Source organism: Streptomyces sp. NPDC059247, from assembly GCF_042754005.1.
GTDB lineage: Bacteria > Actinomycetota > Actinomycetes > Streptomycetales > Streptomycetaceae > Streptomyces.
This window is the reverse complement of sequence record NZ_JBHYZW010000001.1, coordinates 240,909-267,385: the sequence shown is the minus strand read 5'-3', so window position 1 is coordinate 267,385 and position 26,477 is coordinate 240,909. Positions and strand designations below refer to the sequence as shown.

The following is a 26,477-nucleotide window of genomic DNA, read 5'->3' as shown; positions in this document are numbered from 1 at the left end:
GGACCCGGGCCGGGCCGTCGACCGGACGACGTCGTCGCGAGGCGTACGGACGCCAGGGCGCCGGGCCCCTCAGCGGCGGGCCGTCCGTACGCGGGCCGGGCAGGTCTCCCCCTTGCGTACGACTCCGATCATCACCGTGGTCCGCCGGTCCAGACTCGTACCGGCCGCCGGGTACTGCGTGCAGACCCGCCAGTTCGGCGGCCACAGCACCCGCCGGTCCCGCCCGCTCACGTCGTGGACGTCGAGCCGGGTACGGCGGTCCAGGCGGGTGAAGACCCGCCACAGGCCCCGCCCGAGGAAGTCCGGTACCGGCCTCTCCCCGGCCTCCTCCCAGGACGCGGCGGTCTCCTCCGCCGAACTGACGGCGACGGCCGCGAGCGCGAGGACCGCCCCCGCGCCCACGACGGCCCGCCGTCTCACTTGCGCCTCCGGGCCGCGAAGTAGTAGCCGCAGGCCGCGCCCAGCAGCGCCGCGAGCAGCAGGGCTCCGTACAGCGGCATCGTGACCTCGGGGATCAGGAGCCGGATCTTCACCTCCCGGGTGTTCTCGAAGATGAAGACGAGGGTGAGGATCGCGACGACGATCATCACGATCCGGCCCGGGGTGAAGGAATCGGCGAACCTGGACCTGCCCCCGCCCGATGTCCGTGACGTCTCCTTGGGACTCATGTCCGGCCCTCTCCTCCGTCGTGCCGTCGGTCGTACCCGGCCACAGCCGTGGGACCAGAATGGGCCGGACGGCACCTCACCGTGATGGTGAGCAGAGCCGTACGGGTGACTTGTCAGACAACACAGGCCGACTACGGTGGTGCCCGGCACCGGCGGAACGAGGGCCGGCGACGATGACGAGGAGCAGCTGTGGCGGTCAGCGGACACCGGCGGCGCCCAGTGGTGGCCCTCTACGAGCGGATCGCGGACGCCGTCCACGACGGCACCTACCCGCCGGGCTCGACACTCCCCTCCGAGCCGAAGCTCGCCGCCGAACTGGGCGTGAGCCGCCCGGCACTGCGCGAGGCGCTGCTGCTGCTCCAGGAGGACGGTCTGCTGAGCGTGCGGCGCGGAGTGGGTCGCACGGTCAACGACCGGCCGCCCCGGCGCGGCTTCGAGCAGATCCAGCCCCTGGAGGAGCTGATCGGGGCGGGGGCGCCGCTGCGCGTACGGGCCCTGCTGCGGACGGTCGAGGAGCCCACGGACTTCACCACCCAGCACCTGCTCGCCCCCGCCGGGGCCGAGCTGCGGTTCTGGGAGTCGCTGCTGACCGGGGAGGGCACGGCGGCGGCCCTGAGCCACGAGTGGGCGGCCCCCGACGAACTGCTCGACCAGGTGCACCCGGAGTTCGCACGCGCCCTGCGGGCGGCGGAGCCGGGCACGGACACGGGCGGCGGACGGACCGACGGCGGACCGGACGGCGGTGGAGCGCGGGGGGACGCGCGGGCCGGTACGGGCAGCGGTACGGGCCCCGGCGCGGGGGGCGGCGGCAGGGCCGGGGCCGGTACGGCGGGCGGCCGGACCACCCGGCACGGAACTGCGGTCTCGATGCTGTCCGTACTGCTCGGAGCCTCGCGCGAGACGGCGCTCGGCGCGCACAGCGGGATCACCGCGACGCTGCTGGGACGGCGGCGCGGGGAGCAGCTGCGACGCCCGGCGGACACGCCCGCCGTCCTCGTGACCCAGGTCGTCCGGGTCGGCGACACCCCGGTGATGGCCGCGAAGCACATGCTGCCGACGGGCGCCCCGACACTGCCGGTCCTCCAGTCCCACTGACCCCGGGGCCCGGGGGGGCGCGTGCGGGGGACGCCGGGGGCGGGGAGGCGCGGGCCGCCCGCGCGAGAAGGCCTCGGCTACGGCCGCACCTCGGGAAGGGCACGTCCGATCCCTCGGAGTACACGGGTCCCGCGCCTCGGAAGCACCCGGTCGAGCACCGGGGAGCAAAGCCGCACCGGCCAGGCACGGATGCGCGGACCCAGCACCGGCAAGGGCAGGGTCAGCGTCCCCGAAGCATCGGGCCCGGTACCGGAGGAGAGCCGAACCGAGCACCCGGACACCCGGGAACACGCCGACTCGACACCGACATCGGCACCGGCACCGGCACCGGCACCGGCACCGGCACCGGCAAGAAAGCGGCTCCGGCACCCAGGGCGGACCCGTCCGGCAACTCGGAACATCGAGGTTCCGTGTCAGATGAGAGGTAGGGCGGCACCCCGGAACCACCGGGTCAGGGCCCGAGGCCCGGGATCAGGGGCCCGAGGCCCGGAAGCAAGTCGGCCCCGACCCCCAGAACACCGAGCCCGTCCCCCGGACCGCACCTGCCCCCCGTCCTCCGCGCCCCGGCCCCAGCCGCCTCTCCGCCCGCCCGCCAGGGGGGTCACAGCGCGTCCGGGGCCCGTGGCGTACACTTCCCGGCCATGCACTTGTCTGACAACCCTGCCACGCCCGCTGCCACCGCCGTCGCCGAGTGGATCCGCCGGGCCCCCAAGGCCGTCCTCCATGACCACCTCGACGGCGGGCTGCGCCCCGCGACCATCGTCGAGCTGGCCCGGGAGTGCGGCTACACCGCGCTGCCGACCGAGGACCCGGCCGCGCTCGCCGTCTGGTTCCGGGACGCCGCCGACTCCGGTTCGCTGGAGCGCTACCTGGAGACCTTCGCCCACACCTGCGCGGTCATGCAGACCCGCGAGGCGCTCACGCGCATCGCGGCCGAGTGCGCCGAGGACCTGGCGGCGGACGGCGTCGTCTACGCCGAGATCCGCTACGCCCCCGAGCAGCACCTCGAAGCGGGCCTCACCCTGGACGAGGTCGTCGAGGCGGTCAACGACGGTTTCCGCGAGGGCGAGCGCCGCGCCGGGCAGCGGATCACCGTCCGCACCCTGCTCACCGGGATGCGCCACACGGACCGGTCCCTGGAGATAGCCCGGCTCACCGTCGCGCACCGCGACAACGGCGTGGCCGGTTTCGACATCGCGGGCGGCGAGATCGGCAACCCGCCCGCCCGGCACCTCCCCGCGTTCCAGCACCTGAAGCGGGAGAACTGCCACTTCACGATCCACGCGGGCGAGGCCGTCGGTGCGGAGTCGATCCAGGAGGCCGTACAGGTCTGCGGCACGGAGCGGATCGGCCACGGCGTGCGGATCATGGACGACATCGCCGAGGACGGCACCCTGGGCCGCCTGGCCTCGTACGTCCGCGACAACCGCATCGCCCTTGAAGTGTGCCCGACGTCGAACCTCCAGACGGGCGCGGCCAAGGACTACGCCTCCCACCCGATCGACGAGCTGCGCCGACTCGGCTTCCGGATCACGCTCAACACGGACAACCGGCTCGTCTCCGGCACCACCATGAGCGAGGAGTTCCAGCACATGGCGGACGCCTTCGGGTACGGCCCCGAGGTCTTCGAGGAGTTCACGGTCGCCGCGCTCGACGCCGCGTTCCTGCCGCTCCCTGAGCGTCGCCGCATCATCGACGAGATCGTGCGCCCGGGGTACGCGACGCTGTAACCCGCGCGCCGGGACACCGGACCAGGGGCCGGGCCGGGACCGGGCGCCAGGGTCGTGGCAGGGTCCCCGGCCGGGACACGGCCCCGGAACCCGGCCTCCGTCCGGACCGGTCCCGGTACGACCCGTCTCGGTCCCGGCCCCAGATCAGCCCGGCCCAAGCGGCCCGGCCCAAGCCCAGCTCAGCCCGGCCCAAGCCCGGCCCCGCCCCCGTTCACGTCCCGGTCCGGCTCAGCTCAGGGCCGGTACGTCGAGGGTCAGCGTCCCCTCCTCCGCGTCGAGCACTCCCGGCACCCCGAGCGGCACGGTCAGGGCCGTCTCGCCGTGGCCGAAGCCCATCTCCTCCACGACCGGCACCCCGAGCGCGCCGAGCCGGTCGGCGAGCACCGCCCGTACCTCCTCGTACGGGCCGCACTCGGCCCAGGAGCCCAGGCCGATGCCCGCGACCCCGTCGAGCCAGCCGGAGCGCAGCAGTTGGGTGAGGATGCGGTCGAGCCGGTACGGCTCCTCCCCCACGTCCTCCAGGAGCAGCAGCCCGCCGCGCGCCGAGGCCCGGCCGTGCGGGGTGGCGAGGTCGGCCGCGAGGAGGCTGACGCAGCCGCCGAGCGTCACGCCCCGGGCCCGGCCCGGTGCCAGGGCCCGCGCGGTGTCCAGACCGAGGGTCCGTACCGTCTCGGGCTCGAACAGGGTGGCCCGCAGCGACTCCCGGGTGCGCGGGTCGGTGAGGAAGGTACCGGCGGCGACCATCGGGCCGTGCAGGGTGACCTGCCCGGCGCGGACGGCGAAGGCCTCGTGCAGGACGGTGACGTCGCTGTAGCCGACGAACACCTTGGGCCCGGCGGCCCGGACCGCCCGCCAGTCGACCAGGTCCACCATGCGCTGGGCCCCGTACCCGCCGCGCGCGCAGATCACCGCCTCCACCGAGGGGTCGCACCAGGCCTCGGTCAGATCGCGGGCCCGGTCCCGGTCGGAACCCGCCAGGTGTCCGAGGACGGGGTGGACGTCCAGGACGTGCGGGGCGACCACCGGTTCCAGGTCCCAGCCGCGCAGGACGTCGAGGCCCGCCCGCAGCCGTTCCTCGGGGACGGGCCCGCTGGGGGCGACGACCGCCACCCGCGACCCGGACCGCAGCCTCGGCGGCCGGACCAACGGCCCGACACCCGCACCCGCACCCGCACCCGCACCCGCACCGACCTCGGTGTCCTGCCACGTCACGTCCGGTACTCCAACTCGGGCACATCGTCCCTGTCGATTCCGAAGGTCCGTGCGTACAGGGACAGTTCAGCCTCCAGGGCGCGGACCATGGTGTCCGCCCCGCGGAAGCCGTGGCCCTCGCCCTCGAAGGCGAGGTAGGCGTGCGGCACGCCCCGGCCCGCGGCGCGGGCCAGGAAGCGCTCGGCCTGCGCGGGCGGGCAGATGACGTCGGCCAGGCCCTGGAGCAGCAGGAACGGCACGGTGATCTGGTCGACGTGCTCGATCGGGGAGCGTTCCTTGTAGCGCGCGGGCATCTCGTCGAGCGGTCCGACCAGCCCTTCGAGGTAGCGGGACTCAAAGTCGTGGGTCTCGCCGGTGGCCCAGGCCCGCAGGTCGAGGACGGGGTAGACGATCGTGCCGCAGGCGTACACGTCGGTGGTGGCGAGCGAGGCGGCGGTCGTGAAGCCGCCCGCGCTGCCGCCGCGCACGGCGAGCCGGGCAGGGTCGGCGGTGCCCTCGGCGGCGAGGGCGGAGGCGACGGCGGCGCAGTCCTCGACGTCCACGACACCCCACTGCTCGCGGAGCCGCTCCCGGTACTCCCGGCCGTATCCGGTGGAGCCGCCGTAGTCGACCACGGCGACGCCGATGCCCCGGGAGGTGAAATAGGTGATCTCCAGGTCGAGGACGAGCGGGGCGTGGCCGGTGGGTCCGCCGTGCGCCCGGATCACATAGGGCGGCAGTTCGCCCTCGGGTCCGGTGAAGCCGGGGTGGTGGGGCGGGTGGACATGGGCGTGGATCTCCCGCCCGCCGGGTCCGGGGAAGGTGCGGAGCCGGGGCGTGGCGTAGTGGGCGGGGTCGACGGCGTCGGTGTGCCGGGCGCCGACCACCCGGGCGCGGCCGGTGCGGGTGTCGAGTTCGACGATCTCGTAGGAGGTGCGCGGCCCGGCGGCGACGCCGACCACCCGGGTGCCGTGCGCGGTGAGCGTCGGCGCCCAGTCGGTCCAGGGGCCCGCCGCGTCGACGAGGGTGCCGCGCTCGGGGTCGAGGATGCCGAGCGCGGTGGTGCCCTTGCCGTGGACGACCGCGATCAGTCCGTTCTCCAGGGGGGTGAACCAGGTGAGGCCGGTCCGCCACAGCGCTCCGCCGAACTCCTCGGCACGGGGACAGAGCGCGGTCTGCTCGCCGGGCGTGCCGTCCGCGCCGATGTCCGCCCGGTAGAGGTTCCACCAGCCGGTGCGGTCGCTGACGAGGAGCAGCCGTCCGGCCGTGTCCCAGCCGACCTGCGGGATCGACTCGGCGGTCCCGCCCGCGACGGTCCTGGCGTCCCGGAAGGTCCCGTCGGGTCCGACCTCGGCGAGCAGGACCTCGGTGCCGTCCCAGGGCATCCGGGGGTGGTCCCAGGCTATCCAGGCGGCCCTGCGGCCGTCCGGGGAGATCCGGGGCCCGGTCACGAACCGGTGCCGCTCGTCGGAGAGTTCCCGTACGACCTCCCGGTCGTCGGCGGCCGAGCCGTCGAGCGGGACGGCGACGAGCACCCGGCGCACATCGGCCGGCGCGGGCCCCGTGTACTCCTCCAGGACGCACCACACCTCGCCCCGGTCCCGGTGGATCACCGGGTCCGCCCAGCGCAGCCCCTCGCCGACCGGGGAGACCGGGGTCAGCGGCCGGGGCGCGCCGCCGGGGGCGGCGTCGGGCTCGTGGACGTACAGCCGCTGGTCGGGGAGGTGGCAGAAGACGACGAGCGGTCCGCCGTCGGGACGGTCGGCCGCCGCCCAGGGCAGGCCGCCGTATTCCAGCACCCGGCTGCGCGCGTTCCACGGGGCGGGCAGCACGCTCTCCTCTGTGCCGTCGGCGCGCCGTCGTACGAGGGTGCGGCGGCCCCCCTCGGCGGGGCGGGGCTCCGTCCACCACAGTTCGTCGCCGACGGCTCCGAGATGATCGGGACGTCCGTCGTGCGCGGCGGTCAGCCCGGCGTCGACGGGCGACGGCCAGGTCCCGTAGGCGGCGGTGGTCACGGCCATGCGGTCTCCCCCTGTCGGTTTCTCTGTGCGGACGGTCACGGCCCTATGCGGACCTGAGGTAGTGGTCGAGGACCCGTACGCCGAAGTGCAGGGCGTCCACGGGGACGCGTTCGTCGACGCCGTGGAAGAGGGCCCCGTAATCCAGGTCGGGGGGCAGCCGGAGCGGCGAGAAGCCGTAGCCGGTGATGCCGAGCCGGGAGAACTGCTTGGCGTCCGTGCCGCCGGACATGGTGAACGGCAGGACGTGCCCGGTGGGGTCGAAGCACTCGACGGCGGCGCGGAGCTTCGCGAAGGTCGGTGAGTCGACGGGTGCTTCGAGGGCCACCTCGCGGTGGTGGAACTCCCAGTCCACGTCCGGCCCGGTGAGCAGGTCCATGGTCGCGGCGAACTCGTCGTCGGTGCCCGGCAGCGTCCGCCCGTCGACGTACGCGACGGCCTGGCCCGGGATGACGTTCACCTTGTACCCGGCGGCGAGCATCGTGGGGTTGGCGCTGTTGCGGACGGTCGGCCGGACGAGGGCGGCGGCGGGGCCGAGCTTGTCGAGGAGCAGGTCCACGTCGAGGTCGGGGGCCCGGGTGTCGACCTCGATGCCGTACAGCCCGGCGAGTTCGGTGAGGGCGGCGCGGACGGTGGCGGTGAGGCGGACCGGCCAGGTGTGCGCGCCGATCCGGGCGACGGCCTCGGCGAGGCGGGTGACGGCGTTGGCCGTGTTCACCTTGGAGCCGTGTCCGGCCCTGCCCTGGGCGGTCAGCTTGAGCCAGGCGGTGCCCCGCTCCCCCGCCGCGATCGGGTAGAGGGTGGTGCCGGGCTGGGGATGGAAGCTGTACGCCCCGGACTCGCTGATGCCCTCGGTACAGCCCTCGAAGAGGTCGGCGTGCCGGTCGGCGAGGAAGCCGGAGCCGTCCTCGGCGCTGGCCTCCTCGTCGGCGGTGTACGCGAGGACGATGTCCCGGCGCGGCCGGACGCCCTGCCGGGCCCAGGCGCGGACGACGGCCAGGACCATCGCGTCCATGTTCTTCATGTCGACGGCGCCGCGCCCCCAGACGACCCCGTCGCGGACCTCGCCGGAGAAGGGGTGGACGGTCCATTCGGCGGGGTCGGCGGGGACCACGTCGAGGTGCCCGTGGACGAGGAGCGCGTCGGCCGAGGGGTCGGTGCCGGGGATGCGGGCCACGACGTTGGCGCGGCCCGGGGTGCGCTCCAGGAGCACGGGTTCGATTCCGGCGTCGGCGAGCCGCTCGGCAACGTACTCGGCGGCCGGCCGTTCCCGGCAGTCGCCGCCGCCCCGGTTGGTGGTGTCCACGCGGATCAGCTCGGAGGTGAAGGTGACCACCTCGTCGAGCGCCGTCGTGTCCGGTCCCCGGACCTCCTCAGCCATACTGCTCCTCCACCGCGGCCGAGACGATGGTCGTGACCGCCTTGAACGTACGGATTGCCTCATACATCGTCCCGCTGGTGTACGAGACTCGGCGCTCGCCGCTCCGCGCCACGCCGGGAACCACCGTGGCGGCGGCGCCCAGGTGCTCGGCGTCGAACTCCAGCTCCATGGTGAAGGGGCCGCCCACGACCGGCTCGTGGCGTACGGCGAGCGCCGCGCCGGTCCTGGCGGCGGCCCGGATGTCGGCGGCGGTCCTGGCCGGGGTCCGGCAGACCGCCGCGTACCGCGAGACGTAGTCCTTGACGGCGACCTTGGGGGCCTCAGGGGCGTACCCGAGGGCGTCCTCGCAGGTCAGGTCGTCGCCGGTGACGAGGACGACGGGGACCCCGTACTCCGCGACCACGTGCGCGTTGAGCAGGCCCTCGCTGGCGCGCTCGCCGTTGAGCCAGACCCCGGTGATCGAGTTGGCGAGGTAGGTGTGGGCGAGGACGCCCTCGGCGCCCGCCCCGGTGTGGTAGCCGACGAACGCGATGCCGTCGACGTCCCCGTGCTGCACGCCCTCGACCATGGACAGCGACTTGTGCCGTCCGGTGAGCATCTCGGCGCGCCCGTCGAGCTGCTCCAGGAGCAGGTTCCGCATGGTCCAGTGGGCTTCGTTGACGAGGACCTCGTCGGCTCCCCCGTCGAAGAAGCCGAGCACCGCCGCGTTCACGTCGGAGGTGAACATGGTGCGGCACCGCTCCCACTGGGGCGTGCCGGGCAGCACGTCGGCGGGCCAGGTCACACCGGTCGCGCCCTCCATGTCGGCGCTGATGAGGATCTTCATGTCTGGCACCGTACGCGCCGCCCGGCGGCCCCACCACCCCTGTGGATAACCATCGTTGGAGTGGACCTCTGGCGCTCACCGGGACGGCGGTACCTTTCACTCGCCCGGTTCCGAATGCCGTCTGGGGTCCTCCTCCGTCAGGAGGCGCAGGGCCTCCGCCGCGCGCTCCCGGGGCGGGCGGCCGTCGTCGGGAAGACGCCGGAGGAACTGCCGGGGCGCGGCTTCCGGGCCGGGCGTGCCGTCCGGGCGGAGCGGCGGACCGAGGAAGGTGATCACGGTGACCTCCGGCCGGTGGAGATCGGTGGAGACCCACCCCGGGCGCAGTCCCCACCGGCCGAGGATCTCCGGCCGTTCACGCAGCCCCTCCGCGATCAGCCAGGCGGTACGGCGGGCAGGCCAGGCCCAGCCGAGGTCCCGCTCGGCGCGGGTCACCTCGCGGTCGTAGGCGTCGGCGTCGAAGCGGTACGCGGGCGCATGGGGCGGCCCCGGTGGTGCGCCCGGCCTCCGCCAGCCGTCCCAGACGACGTGGGGGCCTTCGCGGCGCACGGTGACGTACAGCGCCCCGCAGCAGCCCTCCGTGCAGCTCGCCTCCGCGAGCCGCACCTCGGTGGGCTCAGGTCCGGCGCGCAGTGCCCCGTTCAGCAGCGCTCTCTCCGGCGGTTCGCCGGGCCCCTGACCGAAGACCGAGGGCACGAGGGGCCGTCCGTCGATGAGCAGTCGCGTCTCCACCACCGTCGGCTCCCCCGGGTCGCCGACGGCCACCTCGATCCGCAGCCGGGAGGTGAGGGGGGCTCCGGACGCACCCGTACGACGTCCTTCGGCCTCCACCGCCGTGGTCACGGCCGCGAGGCGTCGGGCCGTGCGGCGGATCCACTCGGCGCGACCACGGTCCGCCGGGTCCGCAGGGGTCTCCGGCTCTCCGACGGCCGCGAGGAGGGCGGCGAGCACGGCCCTCCGACGGCCCGGCGGCCAGGGCAGGAGCCGGGCGTCCCCGCTGTCGAGTTCCTGGGCGAGGGTGACGAGCCGGGCCCGGTGGCCGAGGAGCGGCGGCAGCTCGCGGGCGCGGGCGGCCACCGTCTCGTACAGGGCGACGGCGTCGCCGTACGCGCGGATCTCCGACTCCGGTCCCCCGCTCATACGGGCGAGGAGGCCGAGGGCGGGGATGAGGAACCCGGGCTCGTCCCGCGGCAGGGCGCCGAGCCCCACGGCTTCGGCGAGATGCCGGGCCTGTCGGCGGCCGAGGTCCCGTGGCGCGGTGGGCAGCCTGGTGAGCAGGGCGCGCGCGGTCCGCTCGTCGCCCCGGGCGAGGGCGTCCACGAGCGGCCGGAGGGCGGCGCCCCGCTCGCGCAGCAGCCGCAGGAGGGCGGCGGCCCGGGGATCCAGCGGGGCGAGGGCCCGGGCAGCCTGGTCGCCCAGCCCGTGGAGGAGGCCGAGGGTGCGCAGGTACGGCACGTCCTCGGGTTCTCCGAGCGGGACGAGGAGACCGAGCCCGGCGGCGACGGCGGCGACGGTGGTGCCGGTACGGGTCAGGGACCGGGCGAGCGCGCGGGCCCGGTCGCGGTTCTCCTCGGGAGGCGGCAGGGCGGCGACGGCCGCGTACACGGCACGGTCGCGCACTCCGGCGGTGGTGAGGTCCCGCTCCAGTGCCGTGGCGGCCCTGCCGGGCTCGGCGTCGGCGAGGGCGGACCGTACGAGGGTGGTGACGGCCTCCCGGGCTTCCCTCGCGCGGGGTCCGGGGGTTCCGTCTCGCGCCGGGCGGGCGCCTGCGGGCAGTGGCAGGCCGCCCGGGGGCAGGGGTGCCTCGGGGGAGGCTGCCCGCAGGTCGCGGGCGTGGGCATACAGGGAAGGGGCGAGCGTCGGACGCTCGGCGGGGGCGCTCATCGCGCGGGGTGGGACTCGATTCCGTAGGTCATGACCACATCTTGGGGGACGGCCGTCCAGAGGGCCAGCGAGATTCCGGCGACCCGACGGCCGAATGTCCAGAATCGGGCGAATCATCGTCAAGGGGTGCGTATAGGCTGTCGGCCGCAGTTCTCACAACCGACCTTCCGGAGTGCCCTCGGTGACCATCGCCCCCGCCCCGTCCGACACCTCCATCTCCGCCCCCGTCGTGCCCGCGCCCGCCGTCGAGCCTCCCCCGGCCGGGGCTCCGGTGGAGTCGGGCGACTTCTGGGTGCAGCAGCCGGACGCGGCCACGGAGACCGGAGCGACGGCCACGGCCGCCGCCTCCATCGAGGTCGCGGAGCCCGAGTCGGATCCCGAGTCGGAGTCGGAGTCGGAAACGGACTCCGCCGAGGAGACTCCGGCGGCGGCCGATCTGGACCCGGTCGTCGTCCGGGACGCCCACGACTTCGGCGTGTACGCGCGCACCGGCGGCTGGGCCTTCGCCCTCAAGGTGGCGCGCAGTGTCCGGCCCGGCGGCCAGCCCGCCGAGGGCACGGCCCGGACGAAGGTCTCCGCGAAGGCGTTCGCGGAGCTGGCGGGCTGCTCGCCGGAGCGGGTGATGCGCCACTACCGGGCATGGGACATGGCTGCGGACGACGGTCTGGTCCCGCAGTTCGAGGTGCTGGTCCCGGGCGAGGACATCGAGCTGCCGGACGCGGACGTCTGGCTGTCGTACTACGCCTCCCGCAACAGCGCCTCCTCGGTGCGCGGCCAGGCGATCAGCGCGGCGGCGGAGGCGGAGGGCATCCGGCCGACGAAGGCGCTGGAGGTCGCGGAGAACCCGACGGCGCTGCGGGCGGCGATCCTGGCGGACCCGGGGACGGCGGAGGCGGCGCGCGGGGCGCTGCTGGACCGGATGAAGGAGGACCCGGCGCTCCAGACGGAGATGGCCAGGGCGTTCGCGCGCACGGACGACCTGAAGAAGGCGGTCGCGAGCGAGGCGAAGGCGGCGGACCGGATCGGTTACGTCCGCCAGATCGTGGAGAACGGCCAGATCAGGACGCCCGCAGGCCAGACGGTGGCGGCGCCGCCGGAGCTGCGGGCGGAGGCCGAGCGTCATCTCTCGCTGATCGACGAGCTGGACGACTCGGAGGAGACGGGCGAGTGGGCCGGCGAGGCCTACGACACGGTGAAGGGCCTGGTCGCCAAGGCGGTGGAGGAGGACCCGGCACTGCGAGTCCAGGAGCGTCGCACGAAGTTCTACAACAGCCTGCAGAAGGCGACGAAGGTCTTCGAGGAACTGACCCTGGACGAGGTGATGGAGGAGGAGATCTTCGAAGCCGACATGCTCCAGCGCCTGGAGGCGCTTCAGGAGGCGATCGGGTCGTGCATCAGCACGTTGCGGAGGGCGTCGGGCGGGGCCTGATACCGATCAAGCTCTCCACCAGAGGGAACCCCCATCAAAGATTGCCCGACTGGAACACTCCAGCCGGGCATTCAACTAACTGATCATTTCAGAATAAGTTGAGCCGCAGGTCTTGCCCTGCCGATCCTGGTCGGCAGGGCATCCCGGGTGGGTGCTGATCTTGTTCCGGACGACCTGTGGAGCGAGTGGCCCCGCTGCTGCCACCCGCTACCGAACAACGCCCTCCGGTATCCCGGGCGGCTTCGCGTTCCGGACCGGGCGGCTCTCGCGGGCATCTTGTACGTCCTGCGGACCGGCGTCGCCTGGCGCGACGTCCCGGCCGAGACCGTGGGGCTGCTCCGGAGTCACGGCCTGGCGCCAGCTGCGGGACTGGACCGAGGCCGACGTCTGGCCACGCCTGCACGCCGCCCTGCTGACCGAACTGCGCCGCGCGAACCTGCTGGACCTGGACGACTGCGCCGTGGACGGCTCGCATGTCCGGGCCCTCAAAGGGGGATCACGTCGGTCCCTCGCCCGTCGACCGCGCCCGCCCCGGCTCCGAGCACCACCTGATGGTCGACCGGCACGGAACCCCGCTCGCCGTCACCCTCACCGGCGGGAACCGGCACGATGTCACCCAGCTCCTGCCCCTGCCCCTGCTGGACGCCGTACCGCCGATCCGGGGACTGCGGGAACGCCCCCGCCTCAAGCCCCAGCGCCTGTACGCGGACCGGGGCTACGACTTCGACAAGTACCGCCGCCTGCCGTGGAAGCGGGGCATCAAAACCGCTGACAGCCCGACGCGGCGTCGCCCACGGTTCCGGACTCGGCAAGGTGCGCTGGGTGGTCGAGCGCGCCTTCGCCTGGCTGCACCAGTTCAAACGACTCCGCACCCGCTACGAACGCCGCGCCAGCCTCCACCAGGGCCTGCTCGAACTGGTCGGCAGCATCATCTGCCTCCGCCGCCTCCGAACCTCATTCTGAAACGATCAGCTACTGGTTCGGCAGCGTCGCCGTCCACTGGCTCCGGGAGAACATCCACACCCGCTACGCCGCCTGCGTCCGCCTCCACCTCATCCCCGGCCTCGGCCTCGGCACCAAGAAGGTCGCCCGCCTCACGACCAAGGACGTGCGCACTTTCCTCGACCGGCCCGCACCACCTGCCAGTGCTGCACCCAGGGACTCGATACCGAACGGAAGAGGTGCTGCGCGGTCGGCGAGTGCTGCCAGAAGCGACTATCCGCTCTGACCGTGACCTACATGCACTCGGTACTCAAGTCGGCACTGGAACACGCCGTCCGCGACGGCGAGCTGCCTCGAAGTGTCGCCCGCAACGCCAAGACCACCACGCACCAACCCAGGCGCTTCCGGCCCCTCACCGCAGCCGAGGCCCGCCAGTTCCTCGACGCGGCCCGCGCCGACCGGCTCCACGCGCTGTACGAACTCGGCCTGCGCGCTGGCCTCCGCAAAGGCGAACTCCTCGGCCTCCACTGGGAAGACCTCGACCTCGACAGCGGGACCGCCAGCATCCGCCGCTCGCTCCAGCGCACCCGCACCGGCGGCCTCACACATCTCCCCACCAAGACCCGGGCGTCCGAGCGCCGTATCGCGCTCCCGACCGAATGCCTCCACTCCCTCAAGAAGCACAAGGAGCGGCAGGACAGGGAGCGCGAAACGGCTGGGGCGACCTGGAGCGACGGCAGCCACGTCTTCACCACCCCGGCCGGCAGACCTCTCGCCCCTGCCAACCTCACCCACCGCTTCCGCACCTTCCTCGACCGGGCCGGGCTCCGACGGATCCACTTCCACGGCCTCCGCCACTCCACCGCCACCCTGCTCCTGAAACAAGGCGTCGACCTTGTCGTGATCAAGGAACTGCTGGGCCACGCGCACATCGGCGTCACCGCTGGCGTCTACGCCCACGTACGCCTGCGTCTCCAACGGCAAGCAATCGACGCCCTCGGCAACGCACTCAGCCCGACGGACAACGACCCGACAACCCACCCGCCGCAGCCGTCGTCCGCTGACGTTGCCGTCACCGTCGCCGTCAAACACCCCAGGAGCCCCACCGGAGAAACTGCCCGGCGGGGCTCCTGTACTTCACGAGAGCGTCTCTATCGGCAACTCTCCGAGAAGATTTAGAACTACCTTCTCCAGAGCACCCTGGCCGAGTCGCCTGAGAGCCGAAAGGCCACTCTCGGGAACGTCAATCAGTACACAGGAACGTACATTCTTCCCTGATTCAAGAAACCAGAGATAGCACCTGAACGACCTTTCCCCTACAGCCTCACGATATCCGTTCTCCAGCATAGGCATGAAGATGTGAAGCCCGCCCCTATCCACGCGGCCAGTAGAGATCAAAGGATCCATCCGGGCGCTCAAGAACGCACTCCTCGGATCATCTCGAATTTCGAGAAGTTCCGCGTATGAAGCAACCATCACTCCATACTCACCTGGACTGAACTGGGCGGACATCTCTTGTCACCAGTCCAGACTGTTCCACAGGTCATCCATACTCTTACTGCCGCCTCCACCGCCGCCATCAAGGTCGTCAAACATACTCATATCCCTCCGGTAGAGCTGAACCGTAACCCGCGTATCCCATTGGATTGAGCTATTCGGGTCATCCGCTCGCCGCGCAAGTTCAGCTACTCGATGGTTCCCCTGAACCACCGTGTTACGGTCATTGAGAGTTATATGCTCCCCGTCACGCGGATTATTGATCGCGTTAAGGAAATCATCATCGGAAAGATCACGAAGCGGCGCTAGGCGTGACTCATCTGTGCCATGCGCTGGCGTCGCCATGTGCAGTTCTTGCACGGAGGCCGAGCAATTATGGACCAGGACCGGCGTAGCCCCCGCCAGCACATGGTAAGTGTGCGTGTCCGAGACCGTCAGGTTGTGGACCGTCTCGTCCTGGGCCGTCCAGCGCTGAATCTCGGCGATCTCGACCAAGGTACCCGCGCCGGTACGGAGCCAGTTACCTGATTCCAGTTCCGTGGCGTCGATCCATTCGCCCAGCTCAGGAACCCAGAAGGGGTGGCCGTCGGTAGCGGTGACCTCGGCTGTCTTCGTGCCCTTCGGACCATCCGTGTCGATGGTGACCTTGACCAGGCGCTTGAGGCCCTTGCCCTTGATCTCCGCCGAGACCGTCTCGATCCGGGTCTCCCCGGTCTTCGGGTCGGTGGCGACGACCTTGTCACCCGTCCTGACGTCCTCGATGGCCTTGGCAGAACCATCTGCCATCAGCACCTTCGTGCCCGGCACGAAACTGTTGTCCGGTGTCTTGCAGGAACCACCGCTGGAGCCGCCGCTGCTGCGGGACGAGGCGCCCGCTGAGCCACCAGGCTTCGACGTACTCGCCTTGGCTCCACCACCACCCTTGCTGGCTCCACCACCACCCTTGCTTCCGCCTCCCTTGCTTCCGCCGCCCTTGGCGCCGCTCGCCACCGAAGAAGCCTTCGGCGCCGCCTTGACCTGGGCCTGCTTCTGAACCGGGTTGCCGGTCTTCTTCTTCGCGGCTGCCGCCGCGTCGGCCTTTCGTTTCTCTGCCTCGGCCGCCTTCTTCTTGGCTCTCTGAGCGGCCTCCTTCTTGGCCTTCTCGATGGCGGCCTTCTTGGCCTTCAAGGCCGATGCCTCGGCCGCCTTCGCGGCCTTCAGGACAGCCTCGGCCGCCGCCTTCGCCTTCTTGAACGCCTGGATGGCGTCGATCGTGCGGCTGACCGCCTTCAGGACGGACGGGATCTTGCCCAGCTTGGTCCACGGGATCGCCCCGACGATCATGCTGCCGCAGGACCACATGTCACCACCGAAACAGGCCATGGCGTCACTGAGACCGATGAAGTCACTCAGCGCGCCCCACGCGGCCCCGAGGATCACCGAGGTCAGGGACTTGCCCATGGTGGCCTGCGCCTGCGCGACCTGCGCCGCGGACAGGCCCGCGCCCGCGAGGGCCGCCGCCTTCTCCGAGGCGGTCAGGCTGATCGCCAGTCCGGTCGGATCCGCGTGGGTGACCGGATTGTTGTGCGCGTAGACGTATCCGTTGGCCTGCTGGGGATCGTTCAGGTCCATCAGCGGGTCGGCCGAGAGGAAGCGTCCGACCACCGGGTCGTAGAGACGGGCGCCCAGCAGCGTGAAGCCGGAGGAGTCGTCCCTGGTCTTGCCGAGGAACCCGGTGTGGGACTGCTGGTTGACACCGGTCGTGCTCGTCCCGCGCTGGTTGCCGAAGGCGTCCTGCTTGCGGATCCGCACGTCCATCCCACCGCTGAGAGCGACCTCGGCGTAGGTGGACCCCTGGTGGTCCGTGGTCAGGGCGACCAGCGCGTCCCCGCCCGTGCCGTTGGCGTAGCGCATGACCGCGCCACCGGGGCTGGCGTAGGTGCGCTGCGAGTTGACCAGGACACCGCCCTGCTGGACGGTGACCTCCGTGTCACCCAAATTCAGCGTGGCCGTCTTGCCCTTGATGGTGAGCAGGCGCTCGCCACCGGGGCCGTAGATGTGACGGGTGTCGTTCTGCGGTGCCCAGAGCTGCGCGGCGGAGGTTCCATCGCACGTGGCCAGGACGATCGCCGTGCCATTGGCGGAGTTGGCACCCTGCACCGCCAGGCACAGGGTGGACTGCTTGTGCGTCAGCTGACCGGCCGCGTTGCGCACCAGCTCCTGGGCCGCCACCGCCGCCGCGGTGGTACCGCACTTCTGGATCTGGAGCACGGACCCGGCCGTGTTGGCAGCCGGCTGGAGGCACCAGTCCTCGTACACCGACAACGTGCCCTTGTTCGGGTCGGACTGCGGAGCCGCCGCCGTCCCGGGGGTGGGCGTGAACTTCCAGCTCTGTGCCTGGGTGGTGTTGCAGCTGTACAGCTGGATCGGCTGCGAGGCGGCCACCACACCGCTCTTGAGGTCGATGCACTTGTCGGCCAGGCCCACGTAGGGGGTCTTGCCGCCGGTGCCCGCGCCGGTGATCCGGTCGACCATGCCGTCCGGGGTCCAGCTCAGGCTCTGCTTGTCACCGTTCTCCAGCGAGGTGACGGTCTTGGTCTCGCCCGTCAGCTCGTAGACGCGCTCGGCCTCGGCCTTGACCTGCGCACCCGCGGGGGTGGTGTGGGTCTTCGACACCTTGGTGAGCGTGTGCGGCTGGCTCTTGGTCGCGCCCACACCGTACTGGTACGTGGTGGTGGCGTCCTTGGCCGTGGCGCCGGTCAGGTCCTTCTCGACCAGCTTGGTGCGGTTGCCCAGCAGGTCGTACTCGTACTCCTGCCAGTAGCCGGAGTTGTCCTTGCCCGCGGCGACGTCGAGCGTGCCGTCAGCCTTCTTCGGGGTGGCGCAGTTCTCCTGGTTCTTCGAGGTCCAGGCGTTCTTCAGCTGACCCAGCGGGTCGTACGTGAAGCACTGGCGCTCCTCGATCCCGGTGGCGTGCTCACGGATGCCCGTGACGTTGCCGGAGGGGTCGTAGGCGTACTCGCGCTTCGAGACCAGGTTGCCCGCGACCGGACCGGCGCCGCCGGTCTGCTCCCGGTAGACCATCTGGTTCTGGAGCTCACCGGTGGACTCGTCGAACGAGTTCTGGGCCCACACCCGGTAGGGCACCGCGCCCAGGGTCGAGCGCAGGACCTGCCCGTAGGGCGAGTAGACCGTCTCGGAGCCGTACCAGTCCTTGCCGGAGACGGAGAGCGGGTTGCCCTCCTTGTTGTAGCGGACGACCAGCTTCTCCGCGTCGAACTTGCCGGCCTTGGGAAGGGTCGCCTCCTCCAACATGCCGTTGTCGGAGAACTTGTAGTCGTACCGGTAGTCCGCGGGGATGCCCCACGTGGTGGCCAGCGGCGACGGAAGGGACAGCGTCGTCGAGGTCGGCTGGTAGTCCTTCGTGTAGCCGTTGACCTTCTGCGTGTACGCCAGACCGTCCGTGTACCGGGTGGCGGAGGCGGGCATGCCCTTGCCTCCGGCGACGGTGTCGTACGTGAATCCGGCGAGCAGCGCGCCACCGGATCCGTCCAGTCGCTGCTCCTTGGGCCGGGACAGCTCGTCGTACGAGTTCCAGACCTTGACGTTCCGCGCGTTGGTCGTCGTCAGCGGCCGGTCACGGTGGTCGTACGTCATCTTCGTGACGCCCGTGTCCGGGTCGGTCGCGGTCTCCATCCGGCCGCGCTTGTCGAACGTCCACTCCCACGGGTGGGTGGGATCGGTCGAGCTGGTCGCCTTCGTCATCTGTCCGCGGCTGTCGTACGTGTAGCTCGTGGACGTGAAGCCGCCGGGGGCCGCGGGGTTGAAGGTGTCCGTACGAGTGGTGCGACCGAGGGCGTCGGTGTAGACCCGGTAGGACGAGACGCCCTGCGGGTGGTTCACCTTCGACCAGTCGGCCCCGTACTCGTAACGGGTCGCCTTCGCGGGCACCTCCTGGGAGATGGCCTCGGTGGTTCCGGGGAGCGTGACCTTGAGGACCGGCATCTCCTCGAGTACGCGGCCGAGGCCGTCGTACTTGTAGCGGGTGATGTTCGGCACCGTGGTGTCGGCGCGCGGGGTGAACAGCTCCCCGCCCGGGGCTTCCTCGTTGAGGTAGGCGTTGTTGGTCTGGTAGACCTCACCGGCCCTGTTGTACAGGGTGTCGGTGATCAGACGGCCACCGCCGTCCGCCTCCTCCTGCGACTGGCGCTCGCGGCCCAGACCGTCGTAGATCGTGACCGACTTCTCGACCCGGTCCTCGTAACCACGGCTGTACGTCGTGATGTACGGGGGCTTGCGGATCTTCCCGCCGTCCGGGTCGTTCGGGTCGGGCTGGTCGCCCGGGGTCACGTACTCGGCCTTGAAGTCCGGGACCGCGTTCGGCGCCGGGGTCCGGCCGGGGGACCACGCCTCGACGAGACGGCCCAGCGGGTCGTACTTCGCCTCGCTGACGTGGTTGTTGGCGTCGGTCGTCTTCAGAGCGGTCCCGCGACCCGGCTCCACCTCCTGGATCTGGGCGTGGCCCAGCGGATTGGTGTGGGTGACCTTGAAGACCTGGCCCTCGGCCGGCTCGAAGGTGGTCTTGTACTCCTTGTTGTCCGGGTCGGTCTGCTTGGTCACCCGGCCGAGGGAGTCGAAGGTGGAGGTGCCGCCGGTGCGCCATCCGGTGCTGTCACCGTTGATGGACCACGTCTCGGTGGCCAGTCCCCGGGTGGTGTCGGCGAGTGCCGTGCCCCACACCGTGTTGTCGTAGGAAGTACGGCCTCCGGCGCTGAGCGCCGAGAGGTCCGTCCACTTCGCGTCCACGCACGGCGTCGGCGAGACCAGGACCTGCTTCGTCAGGCCGATGATGTTCCGGGCCGTGTGGTGCAGGTACTCCAGCTTGGTGCAGGACTCGTCGCCGGCCTTCCCGGTGTCGCCGAACGACTCCACCTCCGTGGGCAGCCCGTGGACATCGTCGAACTTCGTCTTGGTGCGCACGCTCCGCAGGGTCCGGGTGTCGTCACCCGTGCCCGACGACCTCGTGTACGCGATCTCCTCGGGCTCGGTGACCCGCCATGCCTTCAGCGCGTCGAGGCCGTCGCCGCGGTCTCGGCTGGCGAGTTCGGTGACCTCCGGCACGGTGAGGCTCCGGGTGAGCCAGCTGCCGTCGGCGTCGGTCGCGTTGGAGTAGCTGAACTCCTCGGAGATGCGTCCGGCGAACGCCTCCCGGTCGTAGACCGTAGCGCCGTTGTGGGTGAGCGTGGCGCCCGCGATGTCCTTCACCGGAACGGTGTCGCCCATGCCCCGGTAGAAGCGGGTGACCGCCTTGGTCTTGGGACCGTCGACCCCCGGCATACCCTCGCCCGGGGCGGAACCCTCGCCGCTGTCGGAGGCGGCCTTCCGCTCACCGGTGACGACGGTCGTCTGCTCGAAGCCCGCGAACTGCGAGTACGTGCGCGTGGACTTCTTGCTGAACTCAGCCTCGGCGAGCTTCCACCCGGCGTTCTTGTAGTCGTACGCGGTCAGCGTGGAGTACGAACCCTCGACGTTCGGCAGTTCCTCGATCGAGTCGACCGGGTACTTGTGGAACCAGTCGATGTCCTCGACCTCGGGGTCCGGGTGCCAGTACGACGGGTAGCACAGCCGCGTGTTGGCCTTGAGCTCGGCCTTCTCCGTCTTGGTGGGCAGGCCCAGCTTGCTGGCGCAGCCGTCCGCCGCGTCGCCCCAGGTCGGCACCTTGTACGTGACGACGGTCTCGCCGCCGTACTCGTTGACGACACGGGCGATGCGCAGCCTGGAGAAGCCGGGGCGCGGGTCGATCGGTTCGCCCTTCTTCTCTCCGGCCGTCTTGCGCAGCATCACTCGGTTGGGCATCGCCTCCTCGTTGGACTCGAACCGGACCGGGTTGAGCTTGACCGAGGCGTCCGTCGAGCCGTTGCGGGCGTAGCCGGTGCGCTGGATGGACTCCAGCCACAGGGCCGTGTTCACACCGGTCTTGAGGATGGGGAAGCTCTGCTTGAGCTGGTACTCGTCGACGACCTGGCGCGCGGTGGTGTCGGTGCGGCGCTGGGCCGAGGTGGTGATCTTGTCCAGGCGCTTGGTGGACCAGAAGGTCGGGCCGGCGTTCCAGCACTTCTTCTTGTCCGTCGAGGTGACCGCCTGGCACCTCAGGTCGGCGGGGGTGTCGTACCAGATGCGGTACTTGCCCGGGTCGCTCGACTTGAAGTTCTCCGGGGTGCAGGTCAGCGCGCCCTCGGCATAGCAGCGCTCCTCGGTCTTGAAGTTGACGCGGCCGGGGGCGGTGGCGCTGAAGACGGTGTCCTTGCGCTGGCCGTAGTCGATGCGCGACAGGTAGCCGCCGCGGTGGTACTTGACCGGGCCCTTGAAGTAGAAGTTCTTCGCGTAGTAGTTCTCCTCGCGCTCCCACCAGAACGACATGGCGTTGCCGTGGATGTCCTCGACGTAGTCGAGGTTCCACTGCCATGCCTGGTTGCAGGAGGAGTTCTTCCAGTCGGCGGTCGTCGAGCCCTTGTAGCAGGGCTCGCCCGAGTGGTTGCCGTAGACCGGCACCGCGAGCACGGAGTCGGTGTACGGGTCGTCGGCGGCGGCGCCGTTGTCCGACCAGCCCGGCAGCTTGTTCAGGCCGAAGTGGTACTTCGTGCCGTCCTTGGTGGTGACGACCCAGTACTCGCCGTCGGCGTCCTTCATGCCCGAGCGGGGGTCCTTGGACGTGTCCTTGAGCCGCTCGATCTTCGAGCCGTCGCCGTTGGCGGTGAACCAGGCGCCGACGGGCTTGCCGTCGGAGCCGTTCGGCCCCTTGGTGTCGTCCCACACCAGCTCGGTGGTCATGCCGCCCAGGGAAAGGGTGGCGTTCTCCGAGCCCCAGCACAGGTCGGCGGTCTTGTGGGTCGAGTTGTTCGACCCGGCCTTCTTCGAGTCCTGGCGGCAGTTGACGTACGTACGGCTGATGGAGCCCGGGTTGTAGTCCCAGCCGTCGCCGATCCAGGAAGCCTGGTTGTTCGACGCCGAGGTGCGGCCGTCCACGGTCTGCGAGGAGTAGCCCAGACCGATCTTCGGGGTCAGACCACCGGCGGCCTCCGGAACCTGCACCTGGTAGCTGTAGGTGAAGGCGCCGTTGGAGGAGCCCGCGGCCCAGGATCCGGCGGACAGCAGCGGCGAGGCGGTGAAGTCACCGCTCGACGAGGCGCCGGTGTCCATCGCGCCGATGACCTGGCGGCCGGAGGCGTCGGCGGCGGGGAGTGCGGCCTGCCGGGCCGAGGCGCCGGAGACCTTCGAGCGGGCGGCCCCGTCCGCGAGCAGGTTCCCGACCGGTACCGATCCGGACAGGATCGTGTGGGTGGACTGGGCCTTCTTGAGCTTGGCCTTGGTGGGGGCCTTGTCGGCCGCCACCTCCCTGACCGTGGAGCGGAGCAGTTCGATGTCGTCGGCGACCTCGGTGGCGCCGGACATGGTCTCGACACCTGCGTCCGGGGCACAGTCCCCGGTGTCCGGGGAGTCGATGACGCAGTTGGGCAGCAGGACCAGACCGAAACGCTCGGCGGCCTGCGGTCCGTAGCGGTCGGCGAAGCCGGTGGTGTCGACCGCGATGGTGACCTGCGCGGCCGGATCGGCGGTCGCCGGGGGGACGACCTCCATGATCATGCCGGGGACGCCGGTCTCCTCCGACGCGGTGGTCGACTTGACCGCGACCCGCCAGTCACCGGCGATGGCTGCCGGGTCCTGGCCGAGCGGGACGCCGACCGCGACCGGAAGTCCGGCCGCCGTGGTCTCGTTGACCACCGGGACGGTGGTGCCGGGCACGGTCGCCGCGGACAGCGGCGCCTTGCCGGCGTCCTCCTTCCACGGGTCGACGGCCCCGGGCACGTAGGGCGTGACCGGCTGCTCGTCCCCGAGGGTCAGCGCCTTGTCGCCGCTGGTGTCGTCAGGAAGCGCGGTGCTCTTCGGGATGTCCGGCAGATCGACCTCGGAGGCCGTCCGCTCACGGCTCATGCCGTCGCCGGGGACGGCCAGGGCTTGGGACCCCAGGCTCGTCACCGTCAATATCGATGACATCAGGAGGACGGTCGCCGTGCGGTTTCGCCGACGGCGCCGTCTTTGTGGCTCTGTCATGAGGAGGCGATTTCGCCCCGCCCATGACAGTGGTTCTGAAGCACGCATCACGCGTCGACTCCCACCCAGACGAACAAGACAACAGAGAAGGTGCGGAAACACCAAGAAGCACGCACCTGTGATGAGGCGCGTGCGTGCGCACTCTTTCGTCATCCGGGCCGGGGCTTCAAGGGTGTTTACCCGACCCTCGACCCCCTCCAAGTGACCTTCAGCACGGTGCAATTGCAAACAGACGGTCACGCTAGCGATCTTCGTGAGGTAACAGACACCGAGTGCATTTGCGATCCAAAGAGCCCATAGATTGGGTCAAACGTCGGCAAAATTACGGTCCGTCAGGAGTCCATCACGGCACAAGGTAACGACTTAATAAACTCTTAAGATGTGGACGTCCTCTGGTGAACGTGTGATCGTGTGCGCGCCTCTGCCTCGCGGACCGACCGTCGGGGCTTTTCGCGCTGTCCACACATCCCTCTGGTCCCACGGGAGTAGCCGCCGTGCCCGCGCCGCCTCGTCTTCTCAGTCCGTTCGTGCGCACCCGCACACGGCTGACCCTCACTCTCGGCCTCGTCCTGGCCGCACTCACCGCCGCGCTCCTGCCTTGGTGGCAGCCGAGCGAGCCTCCTCCGACCGCCAAATCCGCTCCCACGAAGGCCCAGAAGACCTCGACCGGGCCGAGGGACGAGGCCGCCGCGGCGGCCGAGGCCAAGCGGACCGGCAAGAAGGTGCTCGTCGACACGGCGACCACCGCCACCGAGCAGATCTGGGCGCTGCCGAACGGCAAGATGCGCACCCAGATCCACGCGCTGCCCCAGCGCGCGAAGGACGCGCGGGGCAACTGGGCGCCCATCGACAACACCCTGCGCCGCGACGACAAAGCCGGCGCCCTGTCGGTCCGTCCGGTCAACGCGGTCATACCGATCCGCTTCTCCGGGGGCACCTCCGGTGCGGACCGCGCCGACCGTTCGTACATCCGTATGCCGCTCGCGGAGGGCACCGGTGACGCCACCGTCCTCGCCGAGGCCGACCTCGACGGCCACACCGTCGCCTACACCTGGCCCGGCCCCCTGCCGGAGCCGGTGCTCGACGGCCCCCGCGCCCTCTACTCCGAAGTCCTCCCCGGCGTGGACCTGCTGCTGGTCGCGCGTGAGGAGGGCGGCTTCGGGCAGCTCCTGATCGTCAAGACCCCCGAGGCCGCCCGAAACAAGGACCTCGCGACGGTCTCGTACGGCCTGCGCTCGAAGACCGCGGTCTTCCGGCAGGAAACGAAGGCCAACCGGATCCAGGTCCTGGACAAGACGGGCAAGGAGGTCGGCACCATACCGACCCCCTTCGCCTGGGACTCCAGCGGCCAGGACCCCGAGCTTCCGCCCGGTACCCCCCTGCGCACCTCGGTCGCGGGACCCGCAGACGTTCTGAAGCTGTCGGGTCTGTCGGGCATCGAGCCGGGTGCGCGCTCCGCGCCGCTGCCGGTCACGCTCGACGGGGCCGGCACGGGTACGGCCACCCTGAACCTGGGCGTGGGACGGACCGGGCTCCTCGGCCACCCGGACACGAAGTATCCGGTCTTCATCGACCCACCGCTCAACAGCCCTAAGGGTGGCTGGACGACCGCGTACCGGAAGTACCCGACCTCCAGCTTCTGGAACGGCACGAACTTCTCCTCCGGCACCTCCGACGCCCGCGTGGGCTACGAGAAGGACACCGGCGGCCTCGGCCGCTCCTTCTGGAAGATGGGGTTCTCCCCGACGTACAAGGGGGCGAAGTTCGACTGGGCCACCTTCAAGGTCAAGAACAACCACTCCTGGTCCTGCACCGCGCGTGAGTTCCAGGTCTGGCTGACCGGCCCCATCTCCACCGGCACGACCTGGAAGGCCCAGCCGTCCTGGACGAAGAAGGTGGTCTCGAAGTCCTTCGCGCACGGCTGGTCGACCAGCTGCCCCGAGGAGTACGAGGCGTTCAACGTACTGCCGGGAATCCAGCACGCCGCGACCCTCGGCGACTCCAGCGTCACCCTCGGTATCCGTGCCACGACGGAGACCGACACCCAGACCTGGCGCAAGTTCCTCGCGAGCTCCGCCTCGCTGGAAGGCGAGTACAACCGGGCTCCGAACCAGCCGACCACCGGCACCTCCTCGCCGGGCGGCGCGTGCGTCGCGGGGCCGACCAACAGCGTCACCATCGGCCGGACGACCATCACCCTGAAGGCCAAGGGCTCCGACCCGGACGGCACCGTCCCCAAGCTCCGGTTCCGCTTCTGGAAGACCGGCGCGACCACCAAGACCGAGTACCTGGACACTCCGGACAGCAACGGCTACGGCCAGATGGTCATCAAGGCGGACGACCCGCTGCTGAAGAACATCACCGCCAACACGCTGTTCTCGTGGGACGTGCGGTCCGAGGACGCCTCGGGCGATTACTCCACGTTCTTCCCGACCGGCGACGAGCCGTGCCGGATCACCGTGGACCCGGTCGCCCCGGCGCAGCCGGACATCACCAGCACCGTGTTCACGGAGGCCACCTCCGACGGCAAGACCTGGGCCAAGGTCAAGTTCGGTTCCACCGGTGACTTCACCTTCACCGCCCCCGGGGCGTCCAAGTTCAAGTACGGCTTCGACAGCGAGACCCTCGTCGACGCGCCGCCCCCGGTGAGCGGCAAGGTCACGATCACCGGTGTCCGGCCCCGGCACGCGGGACCGAACACCCTGAACGTCTTCGCGTACGACAGCGGGGGCAACGAGAGCATCCGCGGCAGCTACGGGTTCTACCTGCCGCCGCGCGACCAGGCCGACAGTCCGATGGACACCGGCGGCGACAGCATCCCCGACCTGCTGGTGCTCTACCCGGACGGCAAGCTGAAGAACTGCGTGGGGTCCCCCCTGGACCCGGCGGTCCAGGGCAGTGGCGGTGAGCTGTACGGCTGCCTGGGTGCCTCGTACGTGACGGCGGGCAAGAAGCTCGACCCGCCGAACCACTGGATCAACGCGGCCGGTACCGCGTCGCTGATCGCGCACTACAACGACGCGTACCCGGGCGACGGTTCGACCGACCTGTTCGCGGTGACCCCGGACAAGAAGTTCTGGCTGTACCCGGGTGACGGCTACGGCAGCTTCAACGTGGACCACCGGCTTGAGATCCGGCTGCCGTCCAACGCCCCCGCGCCGTCGACCTGGACGCAGCTGAAGGCGGTCGGCGACCTCACCGGCGACAAGCTGCCCGATCTGGCCCTGCGGGCCGGTCCGGCGTTCTGGGTGCTGTCCGGCTACACCGGCGCCAGCTTCCAGACCGCGACGCTGATGGAGGGCACCGCGTGGGCCCGCCGTGACGTCGTCAACATCGCGGACATGAACAAGGACAGCACGCCCGACCTGCTGTGGCGCAACCTGGACAACGGCAACATCTACGTCCGCCACGGCAAGCCCGGCACCGCGGGCGCCAGCTCCCTTGACCTCGATTCGATCAAGCAGGCGGTGAACTCGCTCAACGGCGACGTGCCGTTCGGCACGGCGTGGACCGAGGTCAACATCAGCACCGCGATCGGCATCCCCGACGTCAACAAGGACGGCGTGCCCGACATCTGGGCCCGCGTCGGTGACACCGGCAACATGCGGCTGTACCACCCGTCCACGACCAACACCAACGCGTCGGTCAAGACGGTCCTCTCCGTCGACTGGCGGGACATCCGGGCCTTCGGCTGACCCGTACCCGCCCTGTCCGCCGTCCCCGAGCCC

At 70.8% G+C, this 26,477-nt stretch carries 13 protein-coding genes and 2 pseudogenes; 6 read left to right on the top strand and 9 right to left on the bottom strand.

The window, feature by feature from the left end; translation table 11 throughout:
• Positions 1-69: 69 nt before the first annotated feature.
• On the bottom strand, positions 70-420 hold the full coding sequence (locus tag ACFXGN_RS01125) for a hypothetical protein (protein ID WP_366442808.1): 351 nt from the start codon (positions 418-420) through the stop codon (positions 70-72).
• Positions 417-668, bottom strand: a complete 252-nt coding sequence (locus ACFXGN_RS01120) for a DUF1049 domain-containing protein (protein WP_384851708.1) — start codon at positions 666-668, stop codon at positions 417-419. The genes ACFXGN_RS01125 and ACFXGN_RS01120 overlap by 4 nt, the downstream gene beginning before the upstream one ends.
• Before the next feature lie 189 nt (positions 669-857).
• On the opposite strand from ACFXGN_RS01120, the gene ACFXGN_RS01115 reads away from it, so the two are divergent.
• Positions 858-1,763, top strand: a complete 906-nt coding sequence (locus ACFXGN_RS01115; protein WP_384851706.1) for a GntR family transcriptional regulator — start codon at positions 858-860, stop codon at positions 1,761-1,763.
• A gap of 641 nt (positions 1,764-2,404) precedes the next feature.
• Complete coding sequence (locus tag ACFXGN_RS01110; protein ID WP_384851704.1) at positions 2,405-3,493, top strand: adenosine deaminase; 1,089 nt, start codon at positions 2,405-2,407, stop codon at positions 3,491-3,493.
• A 228-nt stretch (positions 3,494-3,721) separates the two neighbouring features.
• On the opposite strand, the gene ACFXGN_RS01105 is transcribed toward ACFXGN_RS01110, so the two are convergent.
• The 5 genes from ACFXGN_RS01105 to ACFXGN_RS01085 all read right to left on the bottom strand — a co-directional run bounded on the left by ACFXGN_RS01105 (position 3,722) and on the right by ACFXGN_RS01085 (position 10,790).
• Positions 3,722-4,639 carry an LD-carboxypeptidase gene (locus ACFXGN_RS01105; protein WP_384853076.1) on the bottom strand — a complete coding sequence of 306 codons (918 nt, stop codon included), beginning with the start codon at positions 4,637-4,639 and terminating at the stop codon, positions 3,722-3,724.
• Positions 4,640-4,701: 62 nt separating this feature from the next.
• Complete coding sequence (locus ACFXGN_RS01100) at positions 4,702-6,705, bottom strand: S9 family peptidase (RefSeq protein ID WP_384851702.1); 2,004 nt, start codon at positions 6,703-6,705, stop codon at positions 4,702-4,704.
• A 43-nt stretch (positions 6,706-6,748) separates the two neighbouring features.
• On the bottom strand, positions 6,749-8,083 hold the full coding sequence (locus ACFXGN_RS01095; protein WP_384851700.1) for a M20/M25/M40 family metallo-hydrolase: 1,335 nt from the start codon (positions 8,081-8,083) through the stop codon (positions 6,749-6,751).
• Positions 8,076-8,909, bottom strand: a complete 834-nt coding sequence (locus ACFXGN_RS01090; RefSeq protein ID WP_384851698.1) for a M55 family metallopeptidase — start codon at positions 8,907-8,909, stop codon at positions 8,076-8,078. Before ACFXGN_RS01090 ends, ACFXGN_RS01095 begins: the two co-directional genes overlap by 8 nt.
• 96 nt (positions 8,910-9,005) lie before the next feature.
• The gene (locus ACFXGN_RS01085; RefSeq protein ID WP_384851697.1) at positions 9,006-10,790 is read right to left on the bottom strand and encodes a hypothetical protein; all 1,785 of its coding nucleotides are present in this window, start codon (positions 10,788-10,790) and stop codon (positions 9,006-9,008) included.
• A 181-nt stretch (positions 10,791-10,971) separates the two neighbouring features.
• On the opposite strand from ACFXGN_RS01085, the gene ACFXGN_RS01080 reads away from it, so the two are divergent.
• The 3 genes and pseudogenes from ACFXGN_RS01080 to ACFXGN_RS01070 all read left to right on the top strand — a co-directional run.
• Positions 10,972-12,219 carry a hypothetical protein gene (locus ACFXGN_RS01080; RefSeq protein WP_384851695.1) on the top strand — a complete coding sequence of 416 codons (1,248 nt, stop codon included), beginning with the start codon at positions 10,972-10,974 and terminating at the stop codon, positions 12,217-12,219.
• Positions 12,220-12,366: 147 nt separating this feature from the next.
• Positions 12,367-13,182: pseudogene (locus ACFXGN_RS01075) on the top strand (IS5 family transposase).
• Between the two features lie 10 nt (positions 13,183-13,192).
• Positions 13,193-14,225, top strand: a pseudogene (locus ACFXGN_RS01070) (tyrosine-type recombinase/integrase); the annotation flags it as partial.
• Positions 14,226-14,298: 73 nt separating this feature from the next.
• On the opposite strand, the gene ACFXGN_RS01065 reads toward ACFXGN_RS01070, so the two are convergent.
• Entirely contained in the window at positions 14,299-14,673 is a 375-nt protein-coding gene (locus tag ACFXGN_RS01065) for a hypothetical protein (protein WP_384851694.1), read from the bottom strand.
• 6 nt (positions 14,674-14,679) lie between these two features.
• Complete coding sequence (locus tag ACFXGN_RS01060) at positions 14,680-22,692, bottom strand: ricin-type beta-trefoil lectin domain protein (RefSeq protein ID WP_384851693.1); 8,013 nt, start codon at positions 22,690-22,692, stop codon at positions 14,680-14,682.
• Positions 22,693-23,276: 584 nt separating this feature from the next.
• Here ACFXGN_RS01060 and ACFXGN_RS01055 point away from each other — a divergent pair.
• Positions 23,277-26,444: an FG-GAP repeat domain-containing protein gene (locus ACFXGN_RS01055; protein WP_384851691.1), complete on the top strand. Its 3,168-nt coding sequence runs from the start codon at positions 23,277-23,279 to the stop codon at positions 26,442-26,444.
• Positions 26,445-26,477 lie beyond the last annotated feature (33 nt).

What these genes read in the sequence shown, in the direction of transcription:
- ACFXGN_RS01110 (WP_384851704.1), top strand. Translation starts at nt 2,405, where the DNA reads ATGCACTTGTCTGACAACCCTGCCACGCCCGCTGCCACCGCCGTCGCC.
- ACFXGN_RS01095 (WP_384851700.1), bottom strand. Translation starts at nt 8,083, where the DNA reads ATGGCTGAGGAGGTCCGGGGACCGGACACGACGGCGCTCGACGAGGTG.
- ACFXGN_RS01120 (WP_384851708.1), bottom strand. Translation starts at nt 668, where the DNA reads ATGAGTCCCAAGGAGACGTCACGGACATCGGGCGGGGGCAGGTCCAGG.
- ACFXGN_RS01085 (WP_384851697.1), bottom strand. Translation starts at nt 10,790, where the DNA reads ATGAGCGCCCCCGCCGAGCGTCCGACGCTCGCCCCTTCCCTGTATGCC.
- ACFXGN_RS01060 (WP_384851693.1), bottom strand. Translation starts at nt 22,692, where the DNA reads ATGTCATCGATATTGACGGTGACGAGCCTGGGGTCCCAAGCCCTGGCC.
- ACFXGN_RS01090 (WP_384851698.1), bottom strand. Translation starts at nt 8,909, where the DNA reads ATGAAGATCCTCATCAGCGCCGACATGGAGGGCGCGACCGGTGTGACC.
- ACFXGN_RS01100 (WP_384851702.1), bottom strand. Translation starts at nt 6,705, where the DNA reads ATGGCCGTGACCACCGCCGCCTACGGGACCTGGCCGTCGCCCGTCGAC.
- ACFXGN_RS01065 (WP_384851694.1), bottom strand. Translation starts at nt 14,673, where the DNA reads ATGTCCGCCCAGTTCAGTCCAGGTGAGTATGGAGTGATGGTTGCTTCA.